This window comes from Marinobacter excellens LAMA 842 (genome assembly GCF_001574445.1).
GTDB lineage: Bacteria > Pseudomonadota > Gammaproteobacteria > Pseudomonadales > Oleiphilaceae > Marinobacter > Marinobacter shengliensis.
Genome location: NZ_LOCO01000014.1, coordinates 14,605 through 38,710, shown reverse-complemented (window position 1 = coordinate 38,710; position 24,106 = coordinate 14,605). Strand labels below are relative to the sequence as shown.

21 protein-coding genes are annotated in these 24,106 nt (G+C 57.8%); 8 read left to right on the top strand and 13 right to left on the bottom strand.

Going from position 1 to position 24,106, the window contains the following annotated elements; genetic code table 11:
- The first annotated feature begins 2 nt into the window (after positions 1 to 2).
- Positions 3 to 1,292: a YeaH/YhbH family protein gene (locus J122_RS12465; protein WP_227510196.1), complete on the top strand. Its 1,290-nt coding sequence runs from the start codon at positions 3 to 5 to the stop codon at positions 1,290 to 1,292.
- Entirely contained in the window at positions 1,289 to 2,848 is a 1,560-nt protein-coding gene (locus J122_RS12460) for a SpoVR family protein (RefSeq protein WP_058092714.1), read from the top strand. The genes J122_RS12465 and J122_RS12460 overlap by 4 nt, the downstream gene beginning before the upstream one ends.
- An 8-nt stretch (positions 2,849 to 2,856) precedes the next feature.
- On the opposite strand, the gene J122_RS22500 is transcribed toward J122_RS12460, so the two are convergent.
- Positions 2,857 to 3,048: a hypothetical protein gene (locus J122_RS22500; RefSeq protein WP_156471757.1), complete on the bottom strand. Its 192-nt coding sequence runs from the start codon at positions 3,046 to 3,048 to the stop codon at positions 2,857 to 2,859.
- A gap of 172 nt (positions 3,049 to 3,220) precedes the next feature.
- Here J122_RS22500 and J122_RS12455 point away from each other — a divergent pair, with 172 nt between their 5' ends.
- A complete protein-coding gene (locus J122_RS12455; RefSeq protein ID WP_156471756.1) occupies positions 3,221 to 3,676 on the top strand; it encodes a hypothetical protein in 456 nt (151 codons plus the stop codon).
- Between the two features lie 79 nt (positions 3,677 to 3,755).
- Complete coding sequence (locus J122_RS12450; RefSeq protein WP_058092712.1) at positions 3,756 to 5,657, top strand: alkaline phosphatase D family protein; 1,902 nt, start codon at positions 3,756 to 3,758, stop codon at positions 5,655 to 5,657.
- Here J122_RS12450 and J122_RS12445 read toward each other — a convergent pair.
- Together J122_RS12445 and J122_RS12440 are read right to left on the bottom strand one after the other, a co-directional pair.
- Positions 5,654 to 7,756, bottom strand: coding sequence for a TonB-dependent receptor family protein (locus J122_RS12445; protein ID WP_227510193.1), 2,103 nt, complete (start codon positions 7,754 to 7,756; stop codon positions 5,654 to 5,656). The two genes, J122_RS12450 and J122_RS12445, sit on opposite strands and share 4 nt — an antisense overlap.
- A 134-nt stretch (positions 7,757 to 7,890) precedes the next feature.
- Positions 7,891 to 8,790 (bottom strand): bile acid:sodium symporter family protein, encoded by a 900-nt coding sequence (locus tag J122_RS12440; RefSeq protein ID WP_058092711.1) that lies wholly within the window; start codon positions 8,788 to 8,790, stop codon positions 7,891 to 7,893.
- Positions 8,791 to 9,002: 212 nt separating this feature from the next.
- On the opposite strand from J122_RS12440, the gene J122_RS12435 reads away from it, so the two are divergent.
- Positions 9,003 to 10,439 (top strand): WS/DGAT/MGAT family O-acyltransferase, encoded by a 1,437-nt coding sequence (locus J122_RS12435; protein WP_058092710.1) that lies wholly within the window; start codon positions 9,003 to 9,005, stop codon positions 10,437 to 10,439.
- Positions 10,440 to 10,444: 5 nt separating this feature from the next.
- On the opposite strand, the gene J122_RS12430 is transcribed toward J122_RS12435, so the two are convergent.
- Positions 10,445 to 11,074, bottom strand: a complete 630-nt coding sequence (locus tag J122_RS12430; RefSeq protein WP_058092709.1) for a TetR family transcriptional regulator — start codon at positions 11,072 to 11,074, stop codon at positions 10,445 to 10,447.
- A gap of 197 nt (positions 11,075 to 11,271) precedes the next feature.
- Between J122_RS12430 and J122_RS12425 the strand changes: the two genes are divergently transcribed.
- Positions 11,272 to 12,378, top strand: a complete 1,107-nt coding sequence (locus J122_RS12425) for a ferredoxin reductase (RefSeq protein WP_058092708.1) — start codon at positions 11,272 to 11,274, stop codon at positions 12,376 to 12,378.
- Positions 12,379 to 12,426: 48 nt separating this feature from the next.
- Positions 12,427 to 13,518 carry a fatty acid desaturase family protein gene (locus J122_RS12420; protein WP_058092707.1) on the top strand — a complete coding sequence of 364 codons (1,092 nt, stop codon included), beginning with the start codon at positions 12,427 to 12,429 and terminating at the stop codon, positions 13,516 to 13,518.
- On the opposite strand, the gene J122_RS12415 is transcribed toward J122_RS12420, so the two are convergent.
- From J122_RS12415 to J122_RS12405, 3 genes are read right to left on the bottom strand one after another with little or no spacing between them, the layout of a single operon-like run.
- Positions 13,506 to 13,943, bottom strand: coding sequence for an RrF2 family transcriptional regulator (locus J122_RS12415; RefSeq protein ID WP_058092706.1), 438 nt, complete (start codon positions 13,941 to 13,943; stop codon positions 13,506 to 13,508). The two genes, J122_RS12420 and J122_RS12415, sit on opposite strands and share 13 nt — an antisense overlap.
- A 29-nt stretch (positions 13,944 to 13,972) precedes the next feature.
- Positions 13,973 to 14,365, bottom strand: a complete 393-nt coding sequence (locus tag J122_RS12410) for a YbaN family protein (RefSeq protein WP_227510192.1) — start codon at positions 14,363 to 14,365, stop codon at positions 13,973 to 13,975.
- A gap of 23 nt (positions 14,366 to 14,388) precedes the next feature.
- The gene (locus J122_RS12405; protein ID WP_058092705.1) at positions 14,389 to 14,613 is read right to left on the bottom strand and encodes a hypothetical protein; all 225 of its coding nucleotides are present in this window, start codon (positions 14,611 to 14,613) and stop codon (positions 14,389 to 14,391) included.
- A 219-nt stretch (positions 14,614 to 14,832) separates the two neighbouring features.
- Here J122_RS12405 and moaA point away from each other — a divergent pair, with 219 nt between their 5' ends.
- Complete coding sequence (moaA, locus tag J122_RS12400; protein WP_061332604.1) at positions 14,833 to 15,825, top strand: GTP 3',8-cyclase MoaA; 993 nt, start codon at positions 14,833 to 14,835, stop codon at positions 15,823 to 15,825.
- Between the two features lie 228 nt (positions 15,826 to 16,053).
- Here moaA and J122_RS12395 read toward each other — a convergent pair whose 3' ends face one another.
- The 6 genes from J122_RS12395 to nosR all read right to left on the bottom strand — a co-directional run bounded on the left by J122_RS12395 (position 16,054) and on the right by nosR (position 24,067).
- Positions 16,054 to 16,671 carry a nitrous oxide reductase accessory protein NosL gene (locus J122_RS12395; protein WP_082780588.1) on the bottom strand — a complete coding sequence of 206 codons (618 nt, stop codon included), beginning with the start codon at positions 16,669 to 16,671 and terminating at the stop codon, positions 16,054 to 16,056.
- A gap of 20 nt (positions 16,672 to 16,691) precedes the next feature.
- Positions 16,692 to 17,522: an ABC transporter permease gene (locus J122_RS12390; protein WP_061332603.1), complete on the bottom strand. Its 831-nt coding sequence runs from the start codon at positions 17,520 to 17,522 to the stop codon at positions 16,692 to 16,694.
- Positions 17,519 to 18,451, bottom strand: a complete 933-nt coding sequence (locus tag J122_RS12385) for an ABC transporter ATP-binding protein (RefSeq protein ID WP_058092702.1) — start codon at positions 18,449 to 18,451, stop codon at positions 17,519 to 17,521. The genes J122_RS12390 and J122_RS12385 overlap by 4 nt, the downstream gene beginning before the upstream one ends.
- Positions 18,448 to 19,716, bottom strand: coding sequence for a nitrous oxide reductase family maturation protein NosD (locus J122_RS12380; protein ID WP_058092701.1), 1,269 nt, complete (start codon positions 19,714 to 19,716; stop codon positions 18,448 to 18,450). The genes J122_RS12385 and J122_RS12380 overlap by 4 nt, the downstream gene beginning before the upstream one ends.
- Before the next feature lie 284 nt (positions 19,717 to 20,000).
- Positions 20,001 to 21,896 (bottom strand): TAT-dependent nitrous-oxide reductase, encoded by a 1,896-nt coding sequence (nosZ, locus tag J122_RS12375; protein ID WP_061332602.1) that lies wholly within the window; start codon positions 21,894 to 21,896, stop codon positions 20,001 to 20,003.
- Positions 21,897 to 21,958: 62 nt separating this feature from the next.
- Positions 21,959 to 24,067 (bottom strand): transcriptional regulator NosR, encoded by a 2,109-nt coding sequence (nosR, locus tag J122_RS12370; protein ID WP_058092699.1) that lies wholly within the window; start codon positions 24,065 to 24,067, stop codon positions 21,959 to 21,961.
- Between the last annotated feature and the right edge of the window lie 39 nt (positions 24,068 to 24,106).

Genomic DNA, 24,106 nt, shown 5'->3' with positions numbered 1-24,106 from the left:
GTATGACCCACATAGTCGACCGGCGACTGAACGGTAAAAACAAAAGCGCGGTGAACCGGGAACGGTTCCTGCGCCGCTATCGCCATCACATCAAAAAAGCGGTGTCCGAAGCGGTCCAGAAACGTTCCATTACGGATATTGAACGGGGCGAGAAAGTCAGCATTCCGGCCCGGGATATACAGGAACCCATCTTCCACCATGGTCCCGGTGGTCGGCGGGAAGTGGTACACCCGGGCAACCAGGAATGGGTAGCCGGTGACACCATTCCCAAACCCCCGGGCGGTGGCGGCAAAGGCCAGGGGCAAGGCCAGGCCAGCCCCGACGGTGAAGGCATGGACGAATTTGCCTTCCAGATCACCCAGGAGGAATTCCTGGAATTCCTGTTTGATGACCTGGAACTGCCCAACCTGGCCCGCAAGAAACTCAAGGATACCGAAGCCTTCAGTTACGTACGCGCCGGGTTCACCAGCCAGGGTGTGCCCGCCAAACTGGATGTGGTGCGCTCCCTGCGGGGCGCCCATGCCCGCCGGCTCGGCCTCGGCGGCGCCCGCAAGAAGAAAATCAAGGATCTGGAAAAGCAGCTGGAAGTCCTGAGAAGCGCGCCTGAAGATCTGGACCCGGCCTTCAGCCATGAAGACCAGATCAAGGTGCTGGAAGACGAAATTGCGCGCCTGAAAGCCAACGTCAAACGCATTCCGTTTATCGACGAGATCGACCTGCGTTACCGCCAGCACCAGAAGCAGCCCAAGCCCGCCACCAGCGCCGTAATGTTCTGCCTGATGGATGTGTCCGGCTCCATGACTCAGATGCACAAAGACATCGCCAAGCGCTTTTTTATCCTGCTGTATCTGTTCCTGAAGAAGAACTACAAGAAGATCGATGTGGTGTTTATCCGCCACCACACCAGTGCCAAGGAAGTGGACGAAGAAGAATTCTTCTACAGCCGGGAAACCGGCGGCACCATTGTTTCCAGCGCCCTGAAGCTGATGCACCGGATCATCGAGGCCCGATACTCACCGGCGGAATGGAACATCTACGCTGCCCAGGCATCGGATGGTGACAACTGGAACGATGACTCCCCGGTTTGCAGCAAACTGCTGGCCAACAGCATTCTGCCGCTGGTGCAGTACTACTCTTACATCGAAATCACACCCCAGGACCACCAGATGCTCTGGTACGAGTACGAGAAGATCCTAGAACAGTTTCCCCAGAGTTTTGCCATGCAGCAAATTGCAGACCCTGGCGATATTTACCCGGTATTCCGACAGTTGTTCGAGAGGAAAGCGGCATGAGCAGCCTGATTGATCGCCCGAACGCACCGGAGAGCGAACAACCCAAGGCAGGAACGCCCATTTCCACCGGCTCAGAATGGACCTTTGAGCTTATCCAGAAGTACGACGAGGAGATTGCCAAGTGCGCCGCCGAGTTCGGCCTGGACACCTACCCTAACCAGGTGGAAGTGATTACGGCCGAGCAGATGATGGATGCCTACAGTTCCGTGGGTATGCCCGTGGGCTATCACCACTGGTCGTTCGGCAAGCAATTCCTGCAGACCTCCAAGGGCTACCAACGGGGACAGATGGGCCTGGCCTACGAGATCGTGATCAACTCCAACCCCTGTATCGCCTACCTGATGGAGGAGAACACCCTGCCCATGCAGGCCCTGGTGATCGCCCACGCCAGCTATGGCCACAATTCGTTTTTCAAAGGCAACTACCTGTTCCGCACCTGGACCGACGCCAGTGCGATCATCGATTACCTGGTGTTCGCCCGCAATTATGTCGCCGAATGCGAAGAGCGCCATGGTGTGGATGCGGTGGAGGAGATCCTGGATTCCTGTCATGCCCTGATGAACTACGGGGTAGACCGATACAAACGCCCGGCACCCATTTCCGCGGCGGAAGAAGCCCAGCGTCAAAAAGAGCGGGAAGAATACCAGCAAAGGCGCATCAACGATCTGTGGCGAACCATCCCGAAACCGGACGAAGACGACGACCCGGTCAAGCGTAAACCCCGCTACCCGGAAGAGCCCCAGGAAAACCTGCTGTACTTCATCGAGAAGAACGCGCCACTGTTGGAAACCTGGCAGCGGGAACTGGTGCGGATTGTGCGCAAACTGGCACAGTACTTTTACCCGCAGCGCCAGACCCAGGTGATGAACGAAGGCTGGGCCACCTTCTGGCACTACACCCTGTTGCACCGGATGTACGAGAAAGGCCTGGTGACCGACGGCTTTATGCTGGAATTCCTGCAAAGCCACACCGCCGTGGTGTACCAGCCACCATTCAACAGCCCCTGGTATTCCGGCATTAACCCCTACACCCTGGGCTTCTCCATCTTCACCGACCTGCGGCGCATCTGCGAGAACCCCACCAAGGAAGACCGGGAGTGGTTCCCGGACATCGCCGGCAAAGACTGGCTGGAGACCGTGCATTTCGCCATGCGCAACTTCAAGGATGAGAGTTTTATCCAGCAGTTCCTGTCGCCCAAAGTGATGCGGGATTTGAAACTGTTCGCCATTGAGAACGACGACCGGGAAGACCACTACCGGGTGACCGCCATTCATGACGACCCCGGCTACCGCACCCTGCGGGAGAAACTGGCTCGCCAGTACAACCTGAGCTACCGGGAGCCGAACATTCAGGTCTGGAACGTGGACGTGCGGGGCGACCGGTCGCTGACCCTGCGCCACGTGCCGGTAGACCGGGTGCCACTGGGAGCGGAAACCGACGAAGTGCTCAAGCACGTGCTCCGGCTGTGGGGCTTTGATGTGCATCTGGAAAGCGTGGACGACGGCACCGTGGTGGAAGAGCACCACTGTCCGCCAAGAGCGGTGGACGAAGAGTAAACCGGAACTTACAGCGCCCTGGCGGGAAACCAGGCGCTAACCTTCAATCCGCCGAGTTCCGAGCGGACCAGCGATAGCTGGCCGCCGTACAACTGCACCAGGTCTTTGACAATGGACACCGCCAGCGCCGCCACCAGCAGGCAACCCACCAGCATCCGGCGGGTAAACTGATCAGCGGGCATTGCGCGTAATACTGCCATGGGTTTGTTTATCCTAACGTTAGTCACACGTCCAATGGTGTCAGATGCAAAATGAATGAATCATGAACGAACCGCTCACGCTGGTGTCAGTCTGATTGTTCCAGAATGCCTCCAAGCTGACAGGAAACGCAACGCCGTCAGTGATTCACATCTGATGAATGAGGAGACTGATATGAAAACATTGACTGCGCTTGGACTGATTGCCGGCATCACCGCAGCCCCTCTGGCGATGGCCGACGCCCGTCTGGACGACGCGAAGAACGCAGTTGCAATGGGCACGGATTATGGCATCGTCGAGTTCCGCAGCATCGAATTTGATGATGACCATCAGGATGACGTGGAAATTGAAGGCTGGCTGGACGACCAGTGGTACGTTGAACTGGAATTCGACGACAACGGCAACATCGAGCGTGAAAGTCGCAGCCGGTACGATCGTGAACGCTTCGGCTTGTCTGCAGACGCGGTGCTGGACTACCTGGACGCCGCCGGTCGTGAAGGTATGGTATGGTCTGGTTTGATGAATTCGAAATCAGCTCCCGCGGCAACATCACCGTCGAAGGCGATGACGATCGGGACCAGGAGCTGGAAATTGACTTCCGCAGCGACAGCCTTGAGCCGGTGCGGGTAGAACGGGACGACTGAATGTGAGTCAGACCCCACTGACGACACCAACATATCACCCACAAGACGCCAGCACGGTTCCCGCCGTGCTGGCCGGCCCAATTCTTCGCCACACCGATCGCGAGTCCCTGACCCTCTGGCTGGTAACCCGCGACCCTGTGTCGGTCACCGTCGAGCTGTTCGACGGTGACAACCCTATTCTCAGCCGCAAGGCCAACGCCGAAGAGCACACCAGGCTGCGCGTCGGGCAACTGGCCTGGCTTCATCTGATCCGTTTTCAGCCGGACACGCCCTTACCGGCTTCCCGTTTGATCGGCTACGACCTGCACCTGACGAACGCTGACTGCACCAGCGCGGGCCGCATTCAGGACTGGGCGCCGCACCTGTGTCATGACGGCCACACCCGGCCAACATTTGTGATCAAACCCCGGCTGGACCGCCTTCTGCACGGTTCCTGCCGGCGTCCTCACCATCCAGCTACCGATGGGCTGGTTCGGGTGGATCAGGAACTGGCGAATGCCGCTTCCCCCAACGACCGTCCCGCCCTGCTGCTGATGACCGGCGATCAGATTTACGCTGATGACGTCGCCGGCCCCATGCTGCACGCCATTCACGAGGTGGTGCAGGCATTGAGTCTGGCTCAGGAAACACTTGCCGGTGCCGATCTGACCCACAGCAGTGCCCTGGCCGACAATGCCGATACCTACTATCACCGGGATCGCCTGCTGCCGGAATCAGAGTTCAATGAAGACCTGACGGAAAAGTTCTTCGGCGGCGTGCGCAAACCGGTGTTCACCACCGCCCACGCGGGTAATCACCTGATCAGTTTTGCCGAAGTATTCGCCATGTACCTGCTGGTCTGGTCGCCGGCACCCTGGCAACTGGTCACCGAGGCGATGCCGGTCAGCCAACCGGATGACCAGGCCCGCTATCGACGGGAGCAGGAACACATCGACCGGTTCCGGGCCACTCTGCCCGATGCCGCGCGGGCCCTGGCCAACGTGCCGGTGTACATGATCTTCGATGATCACGACGTCACCGACGACTGGAACCTGTCGGCTCTGTGGGAGAGCACCGCCTACGACCACCCGTTTTCCCGCCGCATCATTGGCAACGCCCTGCTTGGCTATCTGCTGTGTCAGGGCTGGGGCAACCAGCCGGCCGTATTTGACGAGCTGATCGAGCAATGTGCCGCGCTGTTACCGGCGGAAGCGCCCCGGGAAGACCTCGATGCCGGCCTGCAGGACGAACTGATCGATACCCTGTTCCACTTCCACCACTGGCACTACACCCTGGCCACCGAACCGCCGCTGGTGGTGCTGGATACCCGCACCCGGCGCTGGCGCAGCGAAGTGCGCCGCAGCCATCCGTCCGGATTGATGGACTGGGAGGCGTTGACCGATTTTCAGCAGGCGGTGATGGGCAAAGACGCGGTCGTGGTGGTATCCCCTGCGCCCATGTTCGGGGTCAAACTGATCGAAATGATCCAGCGGGTGTTCACCTGGTTCGGAAAACCGCTGATGGTGGATGCGGAAAACTGGATGGCCCATCGTGGGGCCGCAAACGTGTTGCTGAATATTTTCGGCCACCCGAAAACCCCGAAACATTTCGTGATTCTCTCCGGTGACGTGCACTATTCCTTCGCCTATGACGTTCGGCTTCGGCACAAAACCGACAGCCCGCGCATCTGGCAGATCACCAGCAGCGGCATCAAGAACGAATTCCCCAACAGCCTGCTGGAATGGCTGGACCGCTTGAACCGCTGGCTGTTTGCGCCCTGGTCACCGCTGAACTGGTTTACCAAACGCCGGCGCATGCGCATTGCACCGCGCCTGCCCGAAGGCCGGGAAGCCGGTGAACGCCTGTGGAATGGTGCCGGAATTGGCGATCTCAGGCTGACCCCGGACGGCGTGCCGTCCGCCATCTGTCAGTTGAATTCCGACGGCGGCGGCACGCAGTTCCACAAAGGTCGGGAAGAAGAGGGTTAGAACGACCACTCCACGCCCGCGTAGAAGGTACGGCCGGGGCCCGGCTCGAAGTAGCCCCGGTCGGCCACGGCTCGGTCAGCGTTGGCGTTGATGCGAACGTTGGCGAAGTAGTCCTCATCCAAAAGGTTCCGCAGGCCTGCGTACAGGCTGAACGACTGGTCGCTGATCAGGAACCGGTCGCCCACCCGAACGCCCAGCAGCCAGACATCGCTGACTTCGGTCTGGTTGCTGTTTTCAGCGTAGAACTCGCCAATGTACTGGCTTTCCAGCGCGGCAAACCGGCCGCCCGCCCCCTGCCATTTCACCTCGTTCACCCACAGGGTCGACGGCAATCCAGGGATTTCATTGCCGTTGGCGTTATTGCCCTGCTCGTCGGTGAAGTCCCGCAGCTCGTAGTCGGCCAGGGTCAGGGCACTGGTGACTCGCCAGTTGTAGGAAATGTCCCAGTCGATGCCCAGCTCCAGGCCCTGACGGCGGGTTTCGCCGGCATTTTCGTAAAAGGTACGGCCATCCAGTTCGTAGGGCAGGATTTCATCCTTAACCCGGATGGAGAACAGCGCCAGGTCATAGCTGAGCGAATTACCCCATAAACCACGAACACCAATCTCCCTGTTCAGCGCCTTTTGCGGTTCCACATCCGGGTTAAAGCCACCGGCACCCGAGGGGTTGGCAAACTCGGTAAACGTGGGAGACTCAAACGCCGTACCAACGGTGGCATATACCTGATGCCGGGGCGCCAGGCGATAGCTCAGGCCAACCACGCCGCTGACTTCCCGGAACGTCCGGCTGCCGGAATCATCTCCGTCCTCAAGCCGGTCATCATCGACCGACAGGCGCAGGTGATCCCAGCGGGTCCCGAGTGAAAAATTCAACCGATCCGTCAGCGCCAGATCCCCCTGGGCGAATACAGCCACGTTTGTCGCGTTCTGGGTTTCGGCCTGGGTTTGCCCGGTAATCTCGCCCATGGGTGACACCTGGTAGCGCCGGCGGTCATCCGACTGCCGATGGACATCCGCGCCGGTTACCCAGGTCAAAGGTCGCCCGGCCAGCTCGGAACCTTGCTGGTACTGGGAACTGATGCCGTAAAAATGGCGGTCGTAGGCCACGCGGCTGGCGCCGGGGAAAGGCAACTGCTGGGCGAAATCCCGATGACTGTAAAAGGTGTTCACGGTGACCTCACCGGGCAATACAGCGGCATCCTGATACTGCAGCCCCAGGGTTTGCTGATTCACCGTCTGGCCGCTGTCCAGCCGATTGGCCATAAAGGTAGCCTGGTTCGGATCATCCTCTACCTGGGACAGGGTCAAGCCGCCCGGGTCCTGGGCTTTCGGGTTATGCAAGGCGTTGAAGGTGGCGGTCAGCTCCCTCTCGGAATCCAGCTCATGGGAAAGTCGGGCGTTGAACAGGCCCTTTTCCGCCTCACTCTGCTCCCGGTGGCCGTTTACATTCATCCAGGACAGCGTTGCGATGGCACTGGTGTCGCCGCGAACGCCATTACCCTGAATGGCGGCCTTGCGGTAATCATCGCTGCCGCCATCAAGGCGCAGCCGGGCACCGGGGGGCAAATCATCGCCACGGGCCGTGGTGATATCCAGCACGCCACCGGCGGCATTGCCATACTGCACCGAGGACGGGCCCCGAATAATCTCAATACGCTGGGCGGAATCCAGGTCAATGGCATCGATCTGCGACTGGCCATCCGGCAGGGTGTAGGGAATGCCGTCTACCTGAATGCGGATACCACGAATACCGAAGGGCGCGCGAGCCCCGAAACCCCGAGTCGACAGTCGCAGATTCTGGGCGAAGTTATAACGGTTCTGGAAGAACAGGCCAGGCACGGTATTGAGGGATTCGTCCAGTTGCAGGCGCTGCTGGCCCTGGCGGATGGCGGGAGCGTCCACTACGCTGACCGCAGCGGGGGTATCGTAAAGGTCACGAGCCAGGCGAGGTGAGGTCACTTCCAGAACGATTTCCCCAATCGCCTCGCCCTCGTCCGCAACCTGTGCCACCAACTCGCTTGACGGCATCATGACCGACACAATGGCGAACGCAATCACCAACCGCTGTGAGTAACCATGCCCCTGGGCTTCCTCTTTCACTTCACTTCCCCCCTGCCATCAGTTGCATGATACGCACCAGCCGCGAACCCGATCACATCCGCGCAGGCCTGAGCATAACGACTAAGCCGGCGACTGAATACCCAACAATAGTTGGAATGCGGCTGCCAAATATGTCAATCGATTGGCTGGGCGGCGGTGGTCTGCACATTGGATTTGGGAATAATGCTGCGACCATACACCGCCAGCAAGAACCCGATGGGGAACATAAGCACACCGTATACGGCAGCGGGGATGGACATGGCACTGGATTCCAGCAGCGTCAGGGTAACCATCAGGCCAATGGTCGCGTTCTTGACACCCAGCTCAACCGCCACGGCCAGTGATTCGCGCTGAGTCAGGCCCGCCGCACGCCCGGCAAGCAGGCCCAGAACAATGCCCACCACATTGAGCATGATGGTTGAAGGGCCAGCCTGCTTCAACAAATCGCCAATCTGGTCACGAACACCGAACAGCAGGGCCACAATCAGAACCGCCAGGACCACGCCCCCGAAAATGCTGACCACACTCTCAGCTTTACGTGCCAGCTCAGGCTTGTGAGTGCGCACAATCATGCCAAGAGCCACCGGGAACAACACGATGCCCACCAGCATGCCGATGGTTTTGCCCACTGGTAGCGAGATGTCCTCCGCCGTGCCCATAAAGTGCTGCAAGGCCATATTGGTAAAAAGCGGCAGGGATATGATGGTGATCAGACTAGCTATGACGGTCAACACAATAGACAGGGCAATGTTACCCCTGGCCAGCAAAACGAACAGGTTGGATGTGGTGCCGCCAGGGCAGGCTGCAATAATCACTAGCCCCACCGCGATGGCAGGCGACACCCCAAACAGGTAGGCCAGCGCAAACGCAGCCAGCGGCATCAACAATATCTGGGCGATGGTGCCGACCACCATGCCGCGCGGGTAAACCGCCACCTGGCGAAAGTCCCGAACGGTCAGGGTCATCCCGATACCGATCATGATGATAAAGAGCGCCACCGGCAAACCTGCCGAGATCAGCGGGCTGGATTCCACGAAACCTCCGTCATTCTTTGTTATTGATTGTTTGCAGAGAGAAATTAGCACACTACCCGACAGATCGGCAGCGCCGGATGGCTACATTGTGTAACTGCAACCCCCCGTAAAAGCCAGAACTAAATGGGCGTTTTGATCGTGTGTTACTGCGGTAATCAGTATACTTGCGTGTAACAATCAAAAAATGACTGAGTGACGGAGATACACAAGGAATGAAACGTCTCGGAACACTGGACGCCTCATGGTTGGCGGTAGAATCTGAAGACACCCCGATGCACGTGGGTAACCTGCAGATATTCTCACTGCCGGAGGGAGCCCCGGAAACTTTCCTGCGGGACATGGTCTCCCGTATGAAAGAGGCGGATGATGTAGCCCCCCCCTGGGGATACAAGCTGGCCTGGTCCGGCTTTCTCGGGAGGCTGGTCTCCCCTGCCTGGAAAATCGACAAGGATATCGATCTCGACTACCACGTACGACACTCAGCCCTGCCGCGCCCTGGCGGCGAGCGGGAGCTTGGCATCCTGGTGTCGCGCCTGCACTCCAATCCCCTGGATTTTTCCCGCCCGCTGTGGGAATGCCATGTCATCGAGGGGCTGGAAAACAATCGCTTTGCCCTGTACACCAAGATGCATCACTCCATGATTGATGGCATCAGTGGTGTACGCCTGATGCAGCGGGTACTGACCACAGACCCGGAACGCACCAAGATGCCCCCGCCCTGGACAGTACGGCCGGAGCGGCGCCGGGGCAGTAAAACCGATAAAGAAGCCAGCGTACCGGCGGCGGTGTCGCAGGCGATGGATGCCCTGAAACTTCAGGCTGATATGGCACCCAGACTCTGGCAGGCTGGCAACCGCCTGGTTCACTCGGTGCGGCACCCGGAAGACGGCCTGACGGCTCCCTTCACGGGCCCCGTCTCTTTGCTGAATCACCGGGTAACCGGTCAGCGCCGTTTCGCTACCCAACACTATCAGCTGGATCGCCTGAAAGCTCTGGCGCACCAATCCGGTGGTTCTCTGAACGATATCGTACTGTATCTGTGCGGAACGGCATTGCGCCGATTTTTGCTGGAACAAGGCCAGCTACCCGACATACCCCTGACGGCCGGCATTCCGGTTAACATCCGCCCGGCCGACGACCAAGGTACGGGGACCCAGATCAGTTTCATGATTGCCTCTCTTGCTACCGATGAAGCAGACCCGCTGAACCGGCTTCAGCAAATCAAGACGTCTACCCGACGGGCCAAGGAACATCTGCAAAAACTGCCGAAGAGTGCACTGACCCAATACACCATGCTGCTGATGTCACCCTATATCCTGCAGCTTATGTCTGGCCTGGGCGGGCGCATGCGGCCAGTGTTTAACGTGACGATTTCAAACGTCCCGGGGCCGGAGCGAACGCTTTACTACGAGGGCGCAAAGCTGGAAGCCATGTACCCGGTATCTTTGATTGCCCACGGCGGGGCCCTGAACATTACCTGTTTGAGCTATGCCGGCTCACTGAACTTCGGTTACACCGGCTGCCGCGACACTCTACCCAGCATGCAGAAGCTGGCGGTGTACACCGGGGAAGCACTGGATGAGCTGGAGAGCCTGATTTTACCTCCCAAGCCACGCAAAACCAGGACCAAAAAGCCTGCGGCCAAGTAATCAAATCAGGCGCTGTCGCTGTTCCAGTTGGCAGCGCCGACAAACACCATCTGCAGGAAACGGGTGGTGCGCTTACGCACCTGGCCGATCTGGTAATCGTCGTCTTCTGATATGCTGAGCAGGTCGGTCAGGCTGAAGGCCACGGTTCGCACTACCAGATCGCAGGTTACATCCAGATCGGCGTCACTAAGATGCTCCATTAACCTGAGCCGGCGAAGATCGTTGGCCAGCTCGCTGGCGAAGAAACGCATTTCACTGCGAATCCCCTCCTGTACCGCCCGACTTTCCCCCGCCAGGCCCTGAGCCATAAACAGGAAGAAACTGCGGTTGGCCTGGGCATGAGCCACGAAGATACCCACGGACTCTTCAATCAGCTTGTCTGCCTGCAACACATTGGCTCGCGCTTCCCGCATCATTCGGCGTAGCACCAGGCCCAGCTCATCCACCAGCTGCAAACCCAGATCGTCCATGCTCCGGAAATGCCTGTAAAAGGATGTAGGCACAACACCGGCCTGCCGGGTGACCTCCCGAATGCCCAGGCTGGCGAAATGCCGGCCTTTACCCACCAATGCCAGAGCCGCACTCATCAGCTTCTCGCGGGTTTCCCCTGGCTTGCGCCTTTGTTTGTCTGCCATTCCTCTTCCCGTACCGCTTAACCAGGTTCACAAGTGTACACATTAGACCGGAGAAAGAACCACCTGACTTGTCATTTCGAGCCAACCATCACGCCAGGTAATTGTTGAAAGTCAAACTTGTGTGTACAGTCGTACACATTAGTGGACACTTGTACACATGCAGTGGAACAAGTACCAACAAGTATGGAGAACCAATCATGCTGGCACGACTCTCAAACACCAAAGCACTTCACTGGCTTGGCCGGCAGTTACTGAACCGGGACAACCCGGCCGGCTATTTCGACCCGCTGGCCGAAGCCATCAACCCGATGTGGGTACAAGAGTACACACCGGCACGAGTAGAGAACATTATTGACGAAACAGCTGACACCAAAACCTTCGTTCTGAAGCCGGCAAAACGATGGGCCGGGTTCCAGGCAGGTCAGCATGTGAACATCTGTACCGATATAGAGGGTGTTCGCCGCACCCGCACCTTCAGCCTGTCCAGCTCACCGTTGTTGTGGCAGTCCGAGGGGCAGATCACCCTGACCATCAAGCGCCTGCCCGGTGGACTGGTCACCAACTGGATGCACGACGCCCTGCAACCGGGAGATGTGATTGGGCTTACAGAGGCGTTTGGGGAGTTCCTGATTCCCGAGCCGGCGCAACCCGTGCTGTTCATCGCCGGCGGTAGCGGCATCACCCCTATCCTGAGCCAGCTTCAGACCATGGCAGCAGAGGACTATCGGGCCCCCGTTACCCTGCTCTATTACGTGCGCACCCAGAATGACGTGATCGCCCGGGAAGCACTGCAGGCCCTGGCAGCACGCTGGCCTGCGCTGTCACTGACCATCATCGCAACCAATGAGAGCGACGAGCCTCGTTATCTGCGGGACAGCGACCTGGAGACCGTCGCGGGCATCAAGGCCAGAGAAGTATTCCTGTGCGGACCCAAAGGTCTGATGGACCTGGCAACGGAACTTCTGGCCAAGCGCGGCCTGAAGGAGAAGCAGATACACAGTACCTTTTTTGCGCCCCCGGCACAGGCATCTCTGGATAGCGATCAACTGGGTGGTGAAGTGACCTTTTCCAACAGCAACCTGAAAGTGGGCTCAGAAGGCGATGCCAACCTGCTGGAGATTGCCGAAGCCTCTGGCCTGAAACCCCAATATGGCTGCCGCATGGGCATCTGCCACCAGTGCAGCTGCCGCAAAACCAGCGGCATCGTGGTTAACCGGCTTACCGGCAAGGTCTCCGGCCCGGGTGAAGAGCCTGTTCAACTTTGTGTTTCGGTTCCCCAAGGGCCTGTCGCCCTGGACGTCTAACCCCATTCTTTTGTATTGCGGCGATTATTGCCGCAGGGAGTCATCGATATGAAAAAGCTTAACGAAGACCAACTGAACGAGCTGCAGAAAGATCTGGACGCCATCCGTGACGAGGTCATTGCAGACCTGGGCGAGCGGGATGCCAAGTACATCCGCAAGATCATCCGCCTGCACCGCACCCTGGAAGTGGGCGGCCGGGTGATGATGCCCTTTGGCTTCATTCCACCCGTATTCGTGGCCGCTACCGCAACGCTGGGTATCGCAAAAATCATAGAGAACATGGAAATCGGCCATAACGTCATGCATGGCCAATACGACTGGATGAATGACCCGGCCCTTAACTCTCAAACCTATGAATGGGACACCGTTTGCACCAGCGATTCCTGGCGCCGGACCCACAACTACGAACATCACACCTACACCAATATCATTGGCAAAGATCGGGACTATGGCTATGCAGTGCTTCGCCTGAGTGATGACGTGAAATGGCACCCGGGCCACCTGTTGCAGTTCATCAACTACATTCTGCTGACCGTGCTGTTCCAGTGGGGCGTCGGGGTACACGAACTGGAGAGCGAGAAGATCCGCCGGGGTGAGTTGCGCTGGCGCGACAAGCTGCCGTTCCTGAAGGATTTTGCCCGTAAGGGCGGTCGCCAGGGATTCAAGGATTACGTATTCTTCCCGCTACTGACCCTGCCTGTCGCTCCTATCGTTCTGGCAGGCAACGTGGGTGCTAACCTGATTCGTAACATCTGGGCATCCACCGTTATCTTCTGCGGGCACTTCACCCAAGATGCGGAGACCTTTACCGAGGAAGAATGCGAGGGTGAAAGCAAAGGCCACTGGTATCTGCGCCAGCTCACCGGTTCATCCAACTTCACCGGCGGTAAGTGGCTGCACGTGTTGAGTGGACACCTGAGTTACCAGATTGAACACCACGTGTTCCCCGACCTGCCGGCTCACCGCTACCCGGAGATTTCCGAGAAGGTTCAGGCAGTGTGCGAGAAATACGACATTCCATACAACACCGGGAGCTTTGCCAAACAGTATGGCACCGTCCTCAAACGTATCGGCAAATTCTCGCTGCCGGACGTGGTAAGAACCCGATTGGAAGGAAAGCGCGAGCTTCAGGCGATCTGAAGCAAGCGCACCAGCTGTGGCCGGTGTTTATCCTGGATAACATCGGCCAGAGTGTATTTGTCGAGTGTTTCAAGGAATGCCTTCAAGGCTTCGGCAAACATGGCCTTCAGGCCGCACACCGGGGTGATCTTGCAGGCATTCTTTGATGAAAAGCACTCAACAATGCTGAGGTCCTGCTCCGTTTCCCTGACAAGAACACCGATGTTGATCTCATTGGGCGCCATGTGCAGGCGCATACCACCTTTCTTGCCCCGAATGGTCTCGATGTAGCCTTTCTTGTTGAGCTGATGAACCACTTTCATCAGGTGATTCTTGGAAATTTCGTAGCTGTCTGCAATTTCCTGAATGGTGGCCAGACGATCACCCTGTTCAGCCAGATAAATCAGAACTCTCAAGGAATAATCTGTATAGCGGGTGATGTGCATTCATAACTCCATAAATATGACGGAAAACTTTAACAGGATGGCCTCGTGAGCAGATAACCTGCAACGCTCAGCAGGAACAGCCCCGAAACCGTCAATACAAATACTGTTGAACCCAGCCAGACCAACATGCTCCAGCTCAACGCCATCATGGCGCAGGCGAGAATCTTCGCCTTAACCGGAATGGCCCTGCGCTCTTGCCACTGGGCAATTGCCGGGCCGAAAGTCGGGTGCTCTTCAAGCCACCGGGCAAACTCCGGAGACCCTTTACTGGCAAAGTAAGCCGCCAGTATGACAAACGGCGTGGTCGGCAACAGCGGAAGAACAACCCCGGCGGCACCAATCGCTACAGACATATACGCAAGTATCCGGAAACCGGTTTTACCGGAAGGTGCTTTCATGGCACGGGTCTCGGAACGATTCATAACTACATCTATTCTACCGTGAATCAATGTACGGGTCTGCCCAACTTGCTCAGAAAGGCCAGACGGGCAACGTAGGCAATTTTCACCCCAACCGCGAATAAAAGGGTTCCCATGTGGGCGGCAATCTGCACTGGCAGTGCCAAGGCATCGGCCAGCGGGTAAGCCAGCATCACCGTCAACAGCAATCCCAGGAACGACACCAGAACCGCAGCGTTTGATATGACCAGCCATTTTTCAAAGCGTTCCATGATCGCCCCCATTAAACATGTATACTTTTTACTTATTAAAAGATACATCGGCTGTGCTTGAAAATCAAACAGAAAAAATACCCGCAAACAAGACGCGCCTTTTCCTCATCTGGGGTTAGAACGAAGGATTACCCCCCGAGAGGTATCGGATTGAGCTGGGATATCTGTGATACTTTGACTATCCTTTATACATATGACTCCAGACAGGGAAACCTGCCCATGCCGCAAGCCAAGCTGACCGATCGATTTGGCCGCACCGTCAATTACGTGCGCCTGTCGGTAACTGACCGCTGCGACTTCCGCTGTGTGTACTGCATGGCGGAGGACATGACCTTTCTGCCCCGCCAGCAGGTTCTGACGCTGGAGGAGATCGCCAGGCTGGCTCGCAACTTTGTTGCCCTGGGTACCGAGAAAATCCGCCTGACGGGCGGCGAACCCCTGGTCCGCAAAGACATCCTTGAACTGGTCCGCGAAGTAGGCACCTATGGTTTGCGGGACTTTGCCATGACCACCAATGGCAGCCAGCTGCCGACCATGGCGGAGAAACTGCGTAAGGCGGGCCTGCACCGTCTCAATATCAGTCTGGATTCCCTGGATTCTGAAAAATTCCGTTCCATTACCCGCACCGGCAATCTTCAGCAGGTTTTGGACGGCATTGATGCCGCCCGGGATGCCGGCTTCCGCGGTATCAAGCTGAATACGGTGGTGATGAAAGGCCGCAATGATGAAGAGATTCCGGAGCTGATTGAGTTTGCCCGCAGGAAGCAGGTGGATATCAGTTTTATTGAGGAGATGCCGCTGGGCGAGATTTCGGAGCATGATCGTGGTCTTGCTTTGTGCACCAGCGAGGAGGTGCGGGATATCATCCGTCAGCGCCATGAGCTGATTCCGGTGGCCAAGGATTCTGGCGGGCCGGCACGTTACTATCAGATGCCGGACAGCGATGTTCGGGTCGGGTTTATTTCACCGCATTCCCATAATTTCTGTTCGACCTGTAACCGGGTTCGGGTGACGGTTGAGGGGCGGCTTTTGCTGTGCCTTGGCAATGAGCATTCGGTGGATTTGCGGCGGGTTCTGCGGGGCAATCCGGTGACGGATGACAAGCTTCAGCAGGCGATCATTGATGCGATGGATCTGAAGCCGGAGCGGCATCACTTTTCTACCAATGGTGATGTTCAGATTCTTCGGTTTATGAATATGACTGGCGGTTGACTGTCTGTTTCGGCTCCTAGCCTGCCGGGCCTGGCGTCAGAGCAGGTGAGGGAAGGCTTTCCAAAAACCGCTCCTTCGGCACATCCCTGTGGCGCTTCTGCTCCGCCATCCATGGCTCCGCAAATTTTTGTAAAGCCTTCCCTCACCTGCTCTCTCTTACTTCTCGGAATTCGCCTTTACAGGCTATCTCAAGCCTCTCGTGGTTATCTGATCCAGCCGTCGGGCATCTCAATGGACATTGTGACTGCTATGATTGTCAGTCATCTGACCGGAACGAATACCGGCATCTTCCTGATTATGCATATCGTGCATGCCATCCATCCCCTCCATGCCATGCATTGCCATACCAGCATTCAGGTGCTCCAGCGTGATATCCGCAAAACCGATGACCTGACCGCCGTATTCTGCGGCAAAGTCGGTCGCTTCGGATTCTGTTTCGAACGAGGCCAAGGTCGGCCCCATGGCACCGGTGCGTTCTGAGCCGACGACGTACCAGGCTTCACGGGCGTCGATCAGGTGGGTGTCGTCCGGGTGGTCCCAGTGGGTTTCGGCCATGTTGTGGACGTAGAGGGTGTGGTCGCGGTTTTCGTTTTCCGGCTGCAGGAACCAGGCGAACATGTCTTTGGTGGAGCAGAACTTGCGGGTGTGCTGCTGGCGCTCGGTGAAGGCCTGGCCTTTGGGGCCGGGGAAGTTGGTGATGACCATGCCGCATACGTGGCATTCGTCGCCGGAGTCAAAGTGAACGGGGTCGGGTTTGGCAGCGGTTTGTTGTTCGCCGTTGGAGCAACCCGCGAGGGTGATCGCCGTCAGGGCCGCTATAAGCCATTTGGTGAGCGGTGTGGGCATGGTTCTGTTCTCCGGTGGTATCAGATTTTTCGGTTTTTGAATAACAACAGGGCGCCAATCAGCGGTGTGGCACACCAGAGCGCCAGGCCCAGCCAGAGTCCTCCGGTGCCGATGGGCAGGTCTGAGCCCAGGCTGAGTACACCGCTCAGCTGGTTGCCATCACCGAAGGTCACGATGTTAAGCAAGCGGTAGATATCGGTGGGGTTCAGCATCAGCAACCAGGGCAGCAGCTCCGGGTTGAGCTTGCCCTCGCTGGCAACCAGGATGCCCAGTAGCATCAGGTCAAAGATCAGCACGAAGAAGAACCAGATGGCCAGGGCCAGGCCTGCGGCGACCGGTTTCTCGCTGACTCGGACGCTGACCAGGTACGCCAGGGCGATGAAGCCCCACCCCAGCAGAACGGTTGAGCCGATGAACCGGCCCATGGCGGCCGCCAGGGCGCCGACAGCCACATCGTCCACCAGCACGGCGATGGCGATGGCGGCAACGCCGAAGCCGATGAGTGTGGCCAGGGCCAGGGTCAGGCCGTGGCCGAGGAATTTGCCGAGCAAGAGCTGGTTTTTACTGAGTGGGTAGGTCATCAGCAGCAGGAGCGTGCCGCCCTCTTCTTCACCCACGATGGCGTCGTAGGCCAGCAGCAGCGCTATCAAAGGAATCAGGAAAATACCAAGACTGGCCAGGCTGGCAATGGTGGCCGGGGTGGATGCGTAACCCACCTGCCCGGATGCCGCGGCGCCAAACCAGGCAATGCCCAGGGCCAGGGTGGCAAACACCAGGGAAATGGCTACCAGCCATCGATTGCGGAAGCTGTCGCTAAGTTCTTTACGGGCAATGGTCCAGATGGCGTTCATTGGCTGCCTCCCCGGTGGGCTAGTCCGCCCGATCCGATGAAGTGGACGTAGATATCTTCCAGGCTGGGCTGGTGTATTCCCAGGTCCGCCACCTCTCCGGAGTTCATCAATGCGTGTATCAACGCCATTTTTTCCTTTGGCCCCACATCTACCTGCAGTCGGCCGTTGTTGCTTTTCATCATCAACCCGGCCTTGGGGCTTGCACCGTCAATCGCTTTCTCCAGGGCGGCCATGGTAGTGGCCGGCTCCAGGCTGAGGGTGACCGGCATGTTGGCTTGCCGGCGCAGCGCGGGCAGGTCTCCGGCGGCTTTCAGGGCGCCATCGGTCAGAATGGCGGCGCGGTCGATATAGGGCTCTACCCCCGGCAGCACGTGGGAGCACAACACAATGCCCGTGCCCTCATCCCGCAGGCGCCGCAGCAACCGGTACAGATCGGCTGTTGCCACCGGGTCCAGGCCCACGGTGGGCTCGTCCAGCATCAACAGTTTCGGCTTGCCGAGCAACGCCTGGGCCAGGCCAAGGCGCTGGCGCATGCCTTTGGAGTAGGTTTTGGTACGGGCATCCATGGCGTCATCCAGCCCGACTTGCTCCAGAAGTTCCGGCACCTGCGTGAGACTGGCACCTTTGAGCCGGGCAAAATGGCTGAGGATTTCCCGCCCAGTCAGCTGCGGGTAGAACATCACGTTCTCCGGCAGATAGCCTATGTGTTGGCTTACGTGGGGATCACCGGCTTCGCCACCCAACACAGAAACCTTGCCCTGGGTCGGTTTCATCAAACCCAGAATGAGTTTGATCGAAGTGGTTTTACCCGCCCCGTTGTGGCCAAACAGTCCGAGAATTTCCCCCGGCTCCAGCCGCAAGTCCACGCCGTGGAGCACCGTCGCCTTATCGTAGCGGTGGCTCACATTGTCCAGTCGAAAGCAGTTCATCGGATCTCCGATTGCAGGTGTTCGGGAATTCGCATCAACGGTTTGGGATCACTCACCCCGGCAGACTTCACCACCGGAAACGCATCCTGCACCCAACGCAGGGTATCCACCGCCGGGCTGAACATCAGCACCCGGGCCTCCGGGTACTTCCACAACAGGCGGTCCACGTTGTCATTAGGCTCATACGGCACATCACCAATGCCATCCTGGTTACGATCCCAGCCCAGATAATCACTCCAGAAATTCCCCCGCCCATCCTTCGCCCAGGACTGGGTACGAGTGGCCACATACTTCACCTGCCGCTCGTTGTTCACAAAGGCATTATCAAACACCTCGTTTTGCTCAGAACCGGCGGTCAGGTGAATCCCGATATTGCTGTGACCGAAATAATTGCCCTCAAAGGTGTTGTACAGCGAGTTGTAGATGAACACCGCTTTACCCTCGCCCCCGGAAATCATCACCCCACCAGTTTGCCCCTGAGACACCCCGGTCACCACGTTGCCCTTGAGAGTAGAATTGGTGATGAAATTCATCAGAATCCCGTAATTCTCATCATTCTCCGACCGGTTATTCACCACCGTCAGATACTTGCTCTGCATCAACGCGTACCCCGTGCGAGTGCCACGGGTCAGATTGCCTTCCAGCAGGTTGTGCATCGAATACATGTAGTGAATGCCGTAGCGCAGATCCGACATCACGTTATTGCGAATCTTGTTGTTATTCGCCGTCTCGATATAAATCGCATCCCGGGTCTGGCGGATGTCGTTGCCCTCAATCAACGCCCCGGTGGTATTGAACAGATGAATCCCATTCCCCCGGTCCTGAGAACGAAGGCTGGCCTCCCCGCGTATCTCGTTATTCCGGACAACCACATCCGGCGTGGCGTCCAACCAAACCCCGAACGCCGGCCCCTGAAGCCGGTTATCCGCAACAACCGCCCCCTTCGCCTCCCGAGCCACAAAAATCCCCGCATCCAACTTATTCAGATCCTGCCCCCAGTTACGCACCACACAACCGGAAAACGACACCCCCTCCGCCAGAATCTCCACCGCATGCCCCGCCCCACCGGCATCAATCACCGAATCCTCAGCACAGGACACAGAAACGCCGGGCACCCGGATAACCAATGGCGGAAGCTGCTCGGGAGGAAGCTCGAACGACACCCCGGGCTCCAGGGCATCCAGCTGATCTTGCAGGTTGGCACTTGCGGTCAGCGAAATCAGAGCGACTGACAGGGCCACCCCATAACGCAAAAGTTGATACATCAAATGCTCTCTAGGTTGATAAGTAACCCGTGGACGTCGCGACCTGAGACAGAACCACGGGGAAATTCATAGCGCCTTCGGCCGCCCCGAGGACAGCACGGTATCCGGCAATCCAAGTGGAGAGACCTTTCCAAAACTGTGCGGAGCCAAGGATGGCGGAGCCCAAGCGTCACATGGATGTGCCGAAGGAGCGTGTTTTGGAAAGGTCTCTCCACTTGGGTTGCTACTCCCAACCAACAGGCTGGGGCCCCAAAAAAGGGACCCCGAACCAAGGTCAGAAGCTATCAGGCCTTCTCGACCAACATGCGACCACCCATCTCCATATGCAGCGCATGGCAGAACCAGTTGCAGTAGTACCAGTAAACCCCAGGCTTACCCGCCGTAAAGGTCACTGATGCCGTCTGCTGAGGACTGATCTCCATACTCACACCATGGTTCACCATACAGAACCCGTGAGTCACATCTTCAATGGAGTCCAGGTTGGTCACAACCACCGTAACCTCATCGCCCTCCTTCACCTTGAACTCCAGCAACCCGAACTGCGGCGCAACCGAAGTCATGTAAACCCGAACCTTGTTGCCATCACGGATTACCTTGCTGTCAGACTCAAGATTCACCCCGTCCTTCTCTGCCATCGCACGAGTAGCGGCAAAGTAAGGATCATTCCGTTCCCAGATCTTCTTGGTCCGGATCTGGTCACGGCGTACCAGGATACAATCGTGTGGCTCGGCGTACGCGGGGCCATCGTGAACCAGCTTCATCTCCTCGCCGGAAATATCGATCAATTGATCGTTCTCGGCGTGCAGCGGGCCTACCGGCAGGAAGCGGTCCTTGGAGAACTTCGACAACACCACCAGCCACTTGCCATCGGCATCGCGTGATTCGGTCAGCGACGCGTGGTTGTGGCCCGGCTGATAGTGAACGTCCAGCTTCTGGCGGATGTAGTTCACGTCTTCGCCATTGTAGTGCTTGATCGCATCCGCGATGTTCCACTTGGCCACCTGACTGTCGATAAACAGCGTGGTGTAGGCATTGCCACGGCCATCGAACGTGGTGTGCAGAGGCCCAAGACCCAGCTCCGGCTCCGCAACAATCGGATCGCGGTCACCGATCTTGTCATCAAACAGGTCATCGAGCTTGTCGATGGCAATGATGGACACTGTCGGAGACAGTTTGCCGTTGGCAATGAAGTACTTGCCATCCGGAGAAGTGTTCAGACCGTGCGGGTTCTTCGGCACCGGAATGTAACGGGTAACGGTGGAACCCTTACGGCCGTCAACGACTGGCACGCCGGAATCACCGATGGTTTTGAAGTTACCGGCCTTGACGGCAGCTTCGATGCGCTCCACGTTGAACACCACCACCCAGTCACGGTCGTTTCGCATGGTGCCGGCCAGGTCTACGGCTTTCTCGGAGTTGTAGCAGGTTGAGGCCGCATATTTACCGGTGTAGTCGGCGTCGGTGTTATCCAGGTTGCCGTCCACAATGACCTGCCAGGCGACCTCCATGGTTTCAGCGTCAACCGCAGTAAACATGGTGTAGCTGTTCTCAAGGCTGTAATCGCTGCCATCGTTCGGTTGTGGAATGACAAACTCGGCATTACAGAACACGTAGTTCGTGCGCGGCACCTTTTGGAGACGCAAACCGTGAATCGCCTGAACATTGGGGATGTGGGTCACCTTGTCGGTTTTGAACACATCCAGTCGAATACGGGCAATACGACTGTTGGCCTTGTCGTTAATGAACAGGTATTTGCCGTCGTAACGGCCGTCTTCCATGGACACGTGCGGGTGGTGGCAATCGCCGTTTGGATACAGCTTGTCCCGGCCCAGAATGTCCTTGCTCTCGTCGGTGATGCCCCAGCCGGTGGCGGAATCAATGTTGAACACCGGAATCCGCATCAGCTCGCGCATGGACGGAACGCCCAGAACACGTACTTCACCCTGGTGACCACCGCTCCAGAAACCGTAGTACTCATCCAGTTCGCCTGGCTCGATATGCACCTTGTTACGGGCTTCACGGGCAGCGGCGGCGAACGATTCGCGGGTCATCATGGTGGTACCCAGGCCGGTTGCACCAGCCACGCCGGCCAGGGCCGCGGCGCCCATAAAGCGGCGGCGGCTCAGACCACCTTCGGGAACCTCCGGTGCGTTCTGGCTCAGATCATCTTTCTTGCTCATAGCGACAACTCCGTTATTGGTTATGGCGGTTTTAGCTTCTCATGGCTTTTTACAGGTACTGCTCAGTTCACCTGAACCACGGGGATTTCCTCCGGGTGGCCCGGTGCGTTGTGACCACGGCGTTTGCCTCGGCGCTTGACGATCAGCGGTGGGCACTTGTGGTCATCGAAATAGGTCATCTGGCAATCCAGGCAGTAGTGGCACTCCATGTAATTGATGTGCCCATCCGGATGGATAGCCTGCACCTCACATTCGTGGTCGCAGAGGCGGCAGGGGTTGCCGCACTCTTTGCGGCGCTTGAGCCAGTCGAACACCCGCAGCTTGGAAGGCAGAGCCAGGGCGGCTCCAAGCGGGCACAGATAGCGGCAGAAGACTTTACGGGTGAACAAATTGACCACCAGCAGCAACACCGCGTAGGCCACAAACGGCCAGGTACGATCGAATTTAAGGGTAATAGCGGTTTTGAATGGCTCCACTTCCGCCATTCGCTCGGCGGTTGCCAGAGAATCCAGCGAGACGCCAAACAACACCAGCAGAATTATGTATTTGATTGCCCAGAGCCGTTCATGCACGGCAAACGGCACGGTGTACTGGGGCACCTTCAGTTTGCGGGCAATTTCGTTGGTCAGTTCCTGCAGGGCGCCAAACGGGCACAGCCAGCCGCAGTAAACCGCACGCCCCCAGAGCAATACGATGCCGGCCACCACCGACCAGAGAATGAACAGCATGGGATCAATCAGGAAAGTTTCCCAGCGGAAGCCGCTGATCAGGCTGTTTACAAAGGTCAGCACGTTGACAATCGACAACTGCCCCAGGGCGTACCAGCCAATAAAGAACAGGGTGTAAGTGAGAAATGCGTGGCGAATCCAGCGCATCATCCGCGGCTTTTGCACCAACCAGTCCTGGAAGAACAGGATAAACAGCAGCACGCCAATACCCAGTCCCACCACGATGATCTGGAACTGCTTCTGATACCAGACCTGAACCCACATGGGTTGCTCTTCCAACCACTCTTCCTGGGTCAGCTCGGGCTCTGCGCGGGTGTAATACTTGTCAGGCAACTGGTATTCCAGGGGGAACACCGCAAATTCACTGTCCAGGGGACCGGTCTGGCGTTTAACCGTAAGCTCCAGAGACCAGGGCTCGCCGGGGTCGAAGTTGTACTTCTGGCGAATGATGAAGATGGCCATTTCCGGCAGGCGCGGCATATCACCGAGATACACATCACTCAGGCGGTAGTAGTCCAGGTCGCGGAAGTTAAAGGTATCGCCGAACTGCCGAACCTGCAGCCGGTCAAAAATGCCGCCGCGCACATAGCCTGAACCACGGAAAGAATAAGAGCCGTTAGCCAGCACCGCAATGGCATGTTCGCCGTCCTTTAGCTCAGACATCAGCCACTCGTACTGGCGATCACCCAACAGATTGCGGCCAATGGAAGGGGCATCCAGGTAAGCGGCGTACAAATCGATCAGGGGTTCGTCACGCTGATCCGGCGCGGCGGTTTCAAAACCTTCTGCCGGCCCACCGGCAAAGGCATCATCAACCTGGCCCCGGGTCAGCAGCATCCGGCGGATTGAGCCGTCACCGGTTAATTCTGTCCAGGAACGTTGCCGGAAGCTGTCCTTGATCACTTCAGCCTTGGGTGGCCGTTTACCAACACCAACACCTTCGACCAGGCCCAGCTCACCGCCAACTCGATGCGCCGTGCGCATAATGACTTCATTGATGACCATGACCGTGACGGTGGCACCGGATAAACCATCGACTGCCACCCTACGTTCGGACGATTTACCCCCAACGGTTACTCGCTGGTCAGCTTTCAGGCCGGCGTATTGGTCAGTGAACTCATGCATCTTGGCTTCGGGAATACCGATCAAGAGAATCGGTTCATCGTGATGGATCACCCGGGCGCCTTTGATCTCGCCTTCGGTATCCAGTACCACCATGGCATTCAAGGGCTTCCCGGAGTATGCCGGGGTTTGCACGAAATCGAGGGTCTGGTAGGCATAGCCCACCAGTTCATCGCCAGCATAGAGTTGCTGGATGGCCCGGTTGTCTTCCCGGGGCTCATAGCGAGTGACCGACGGAATGGCGACCTGAATCACCTGACGCCCGGCGACCGGTTCATACTCGCTCAATGAGGTAGCGTTGGCGGACGAGGCGAGAGCCATCAACGCGAGAAATACCAGACCTAATCCGTTAAACACTCA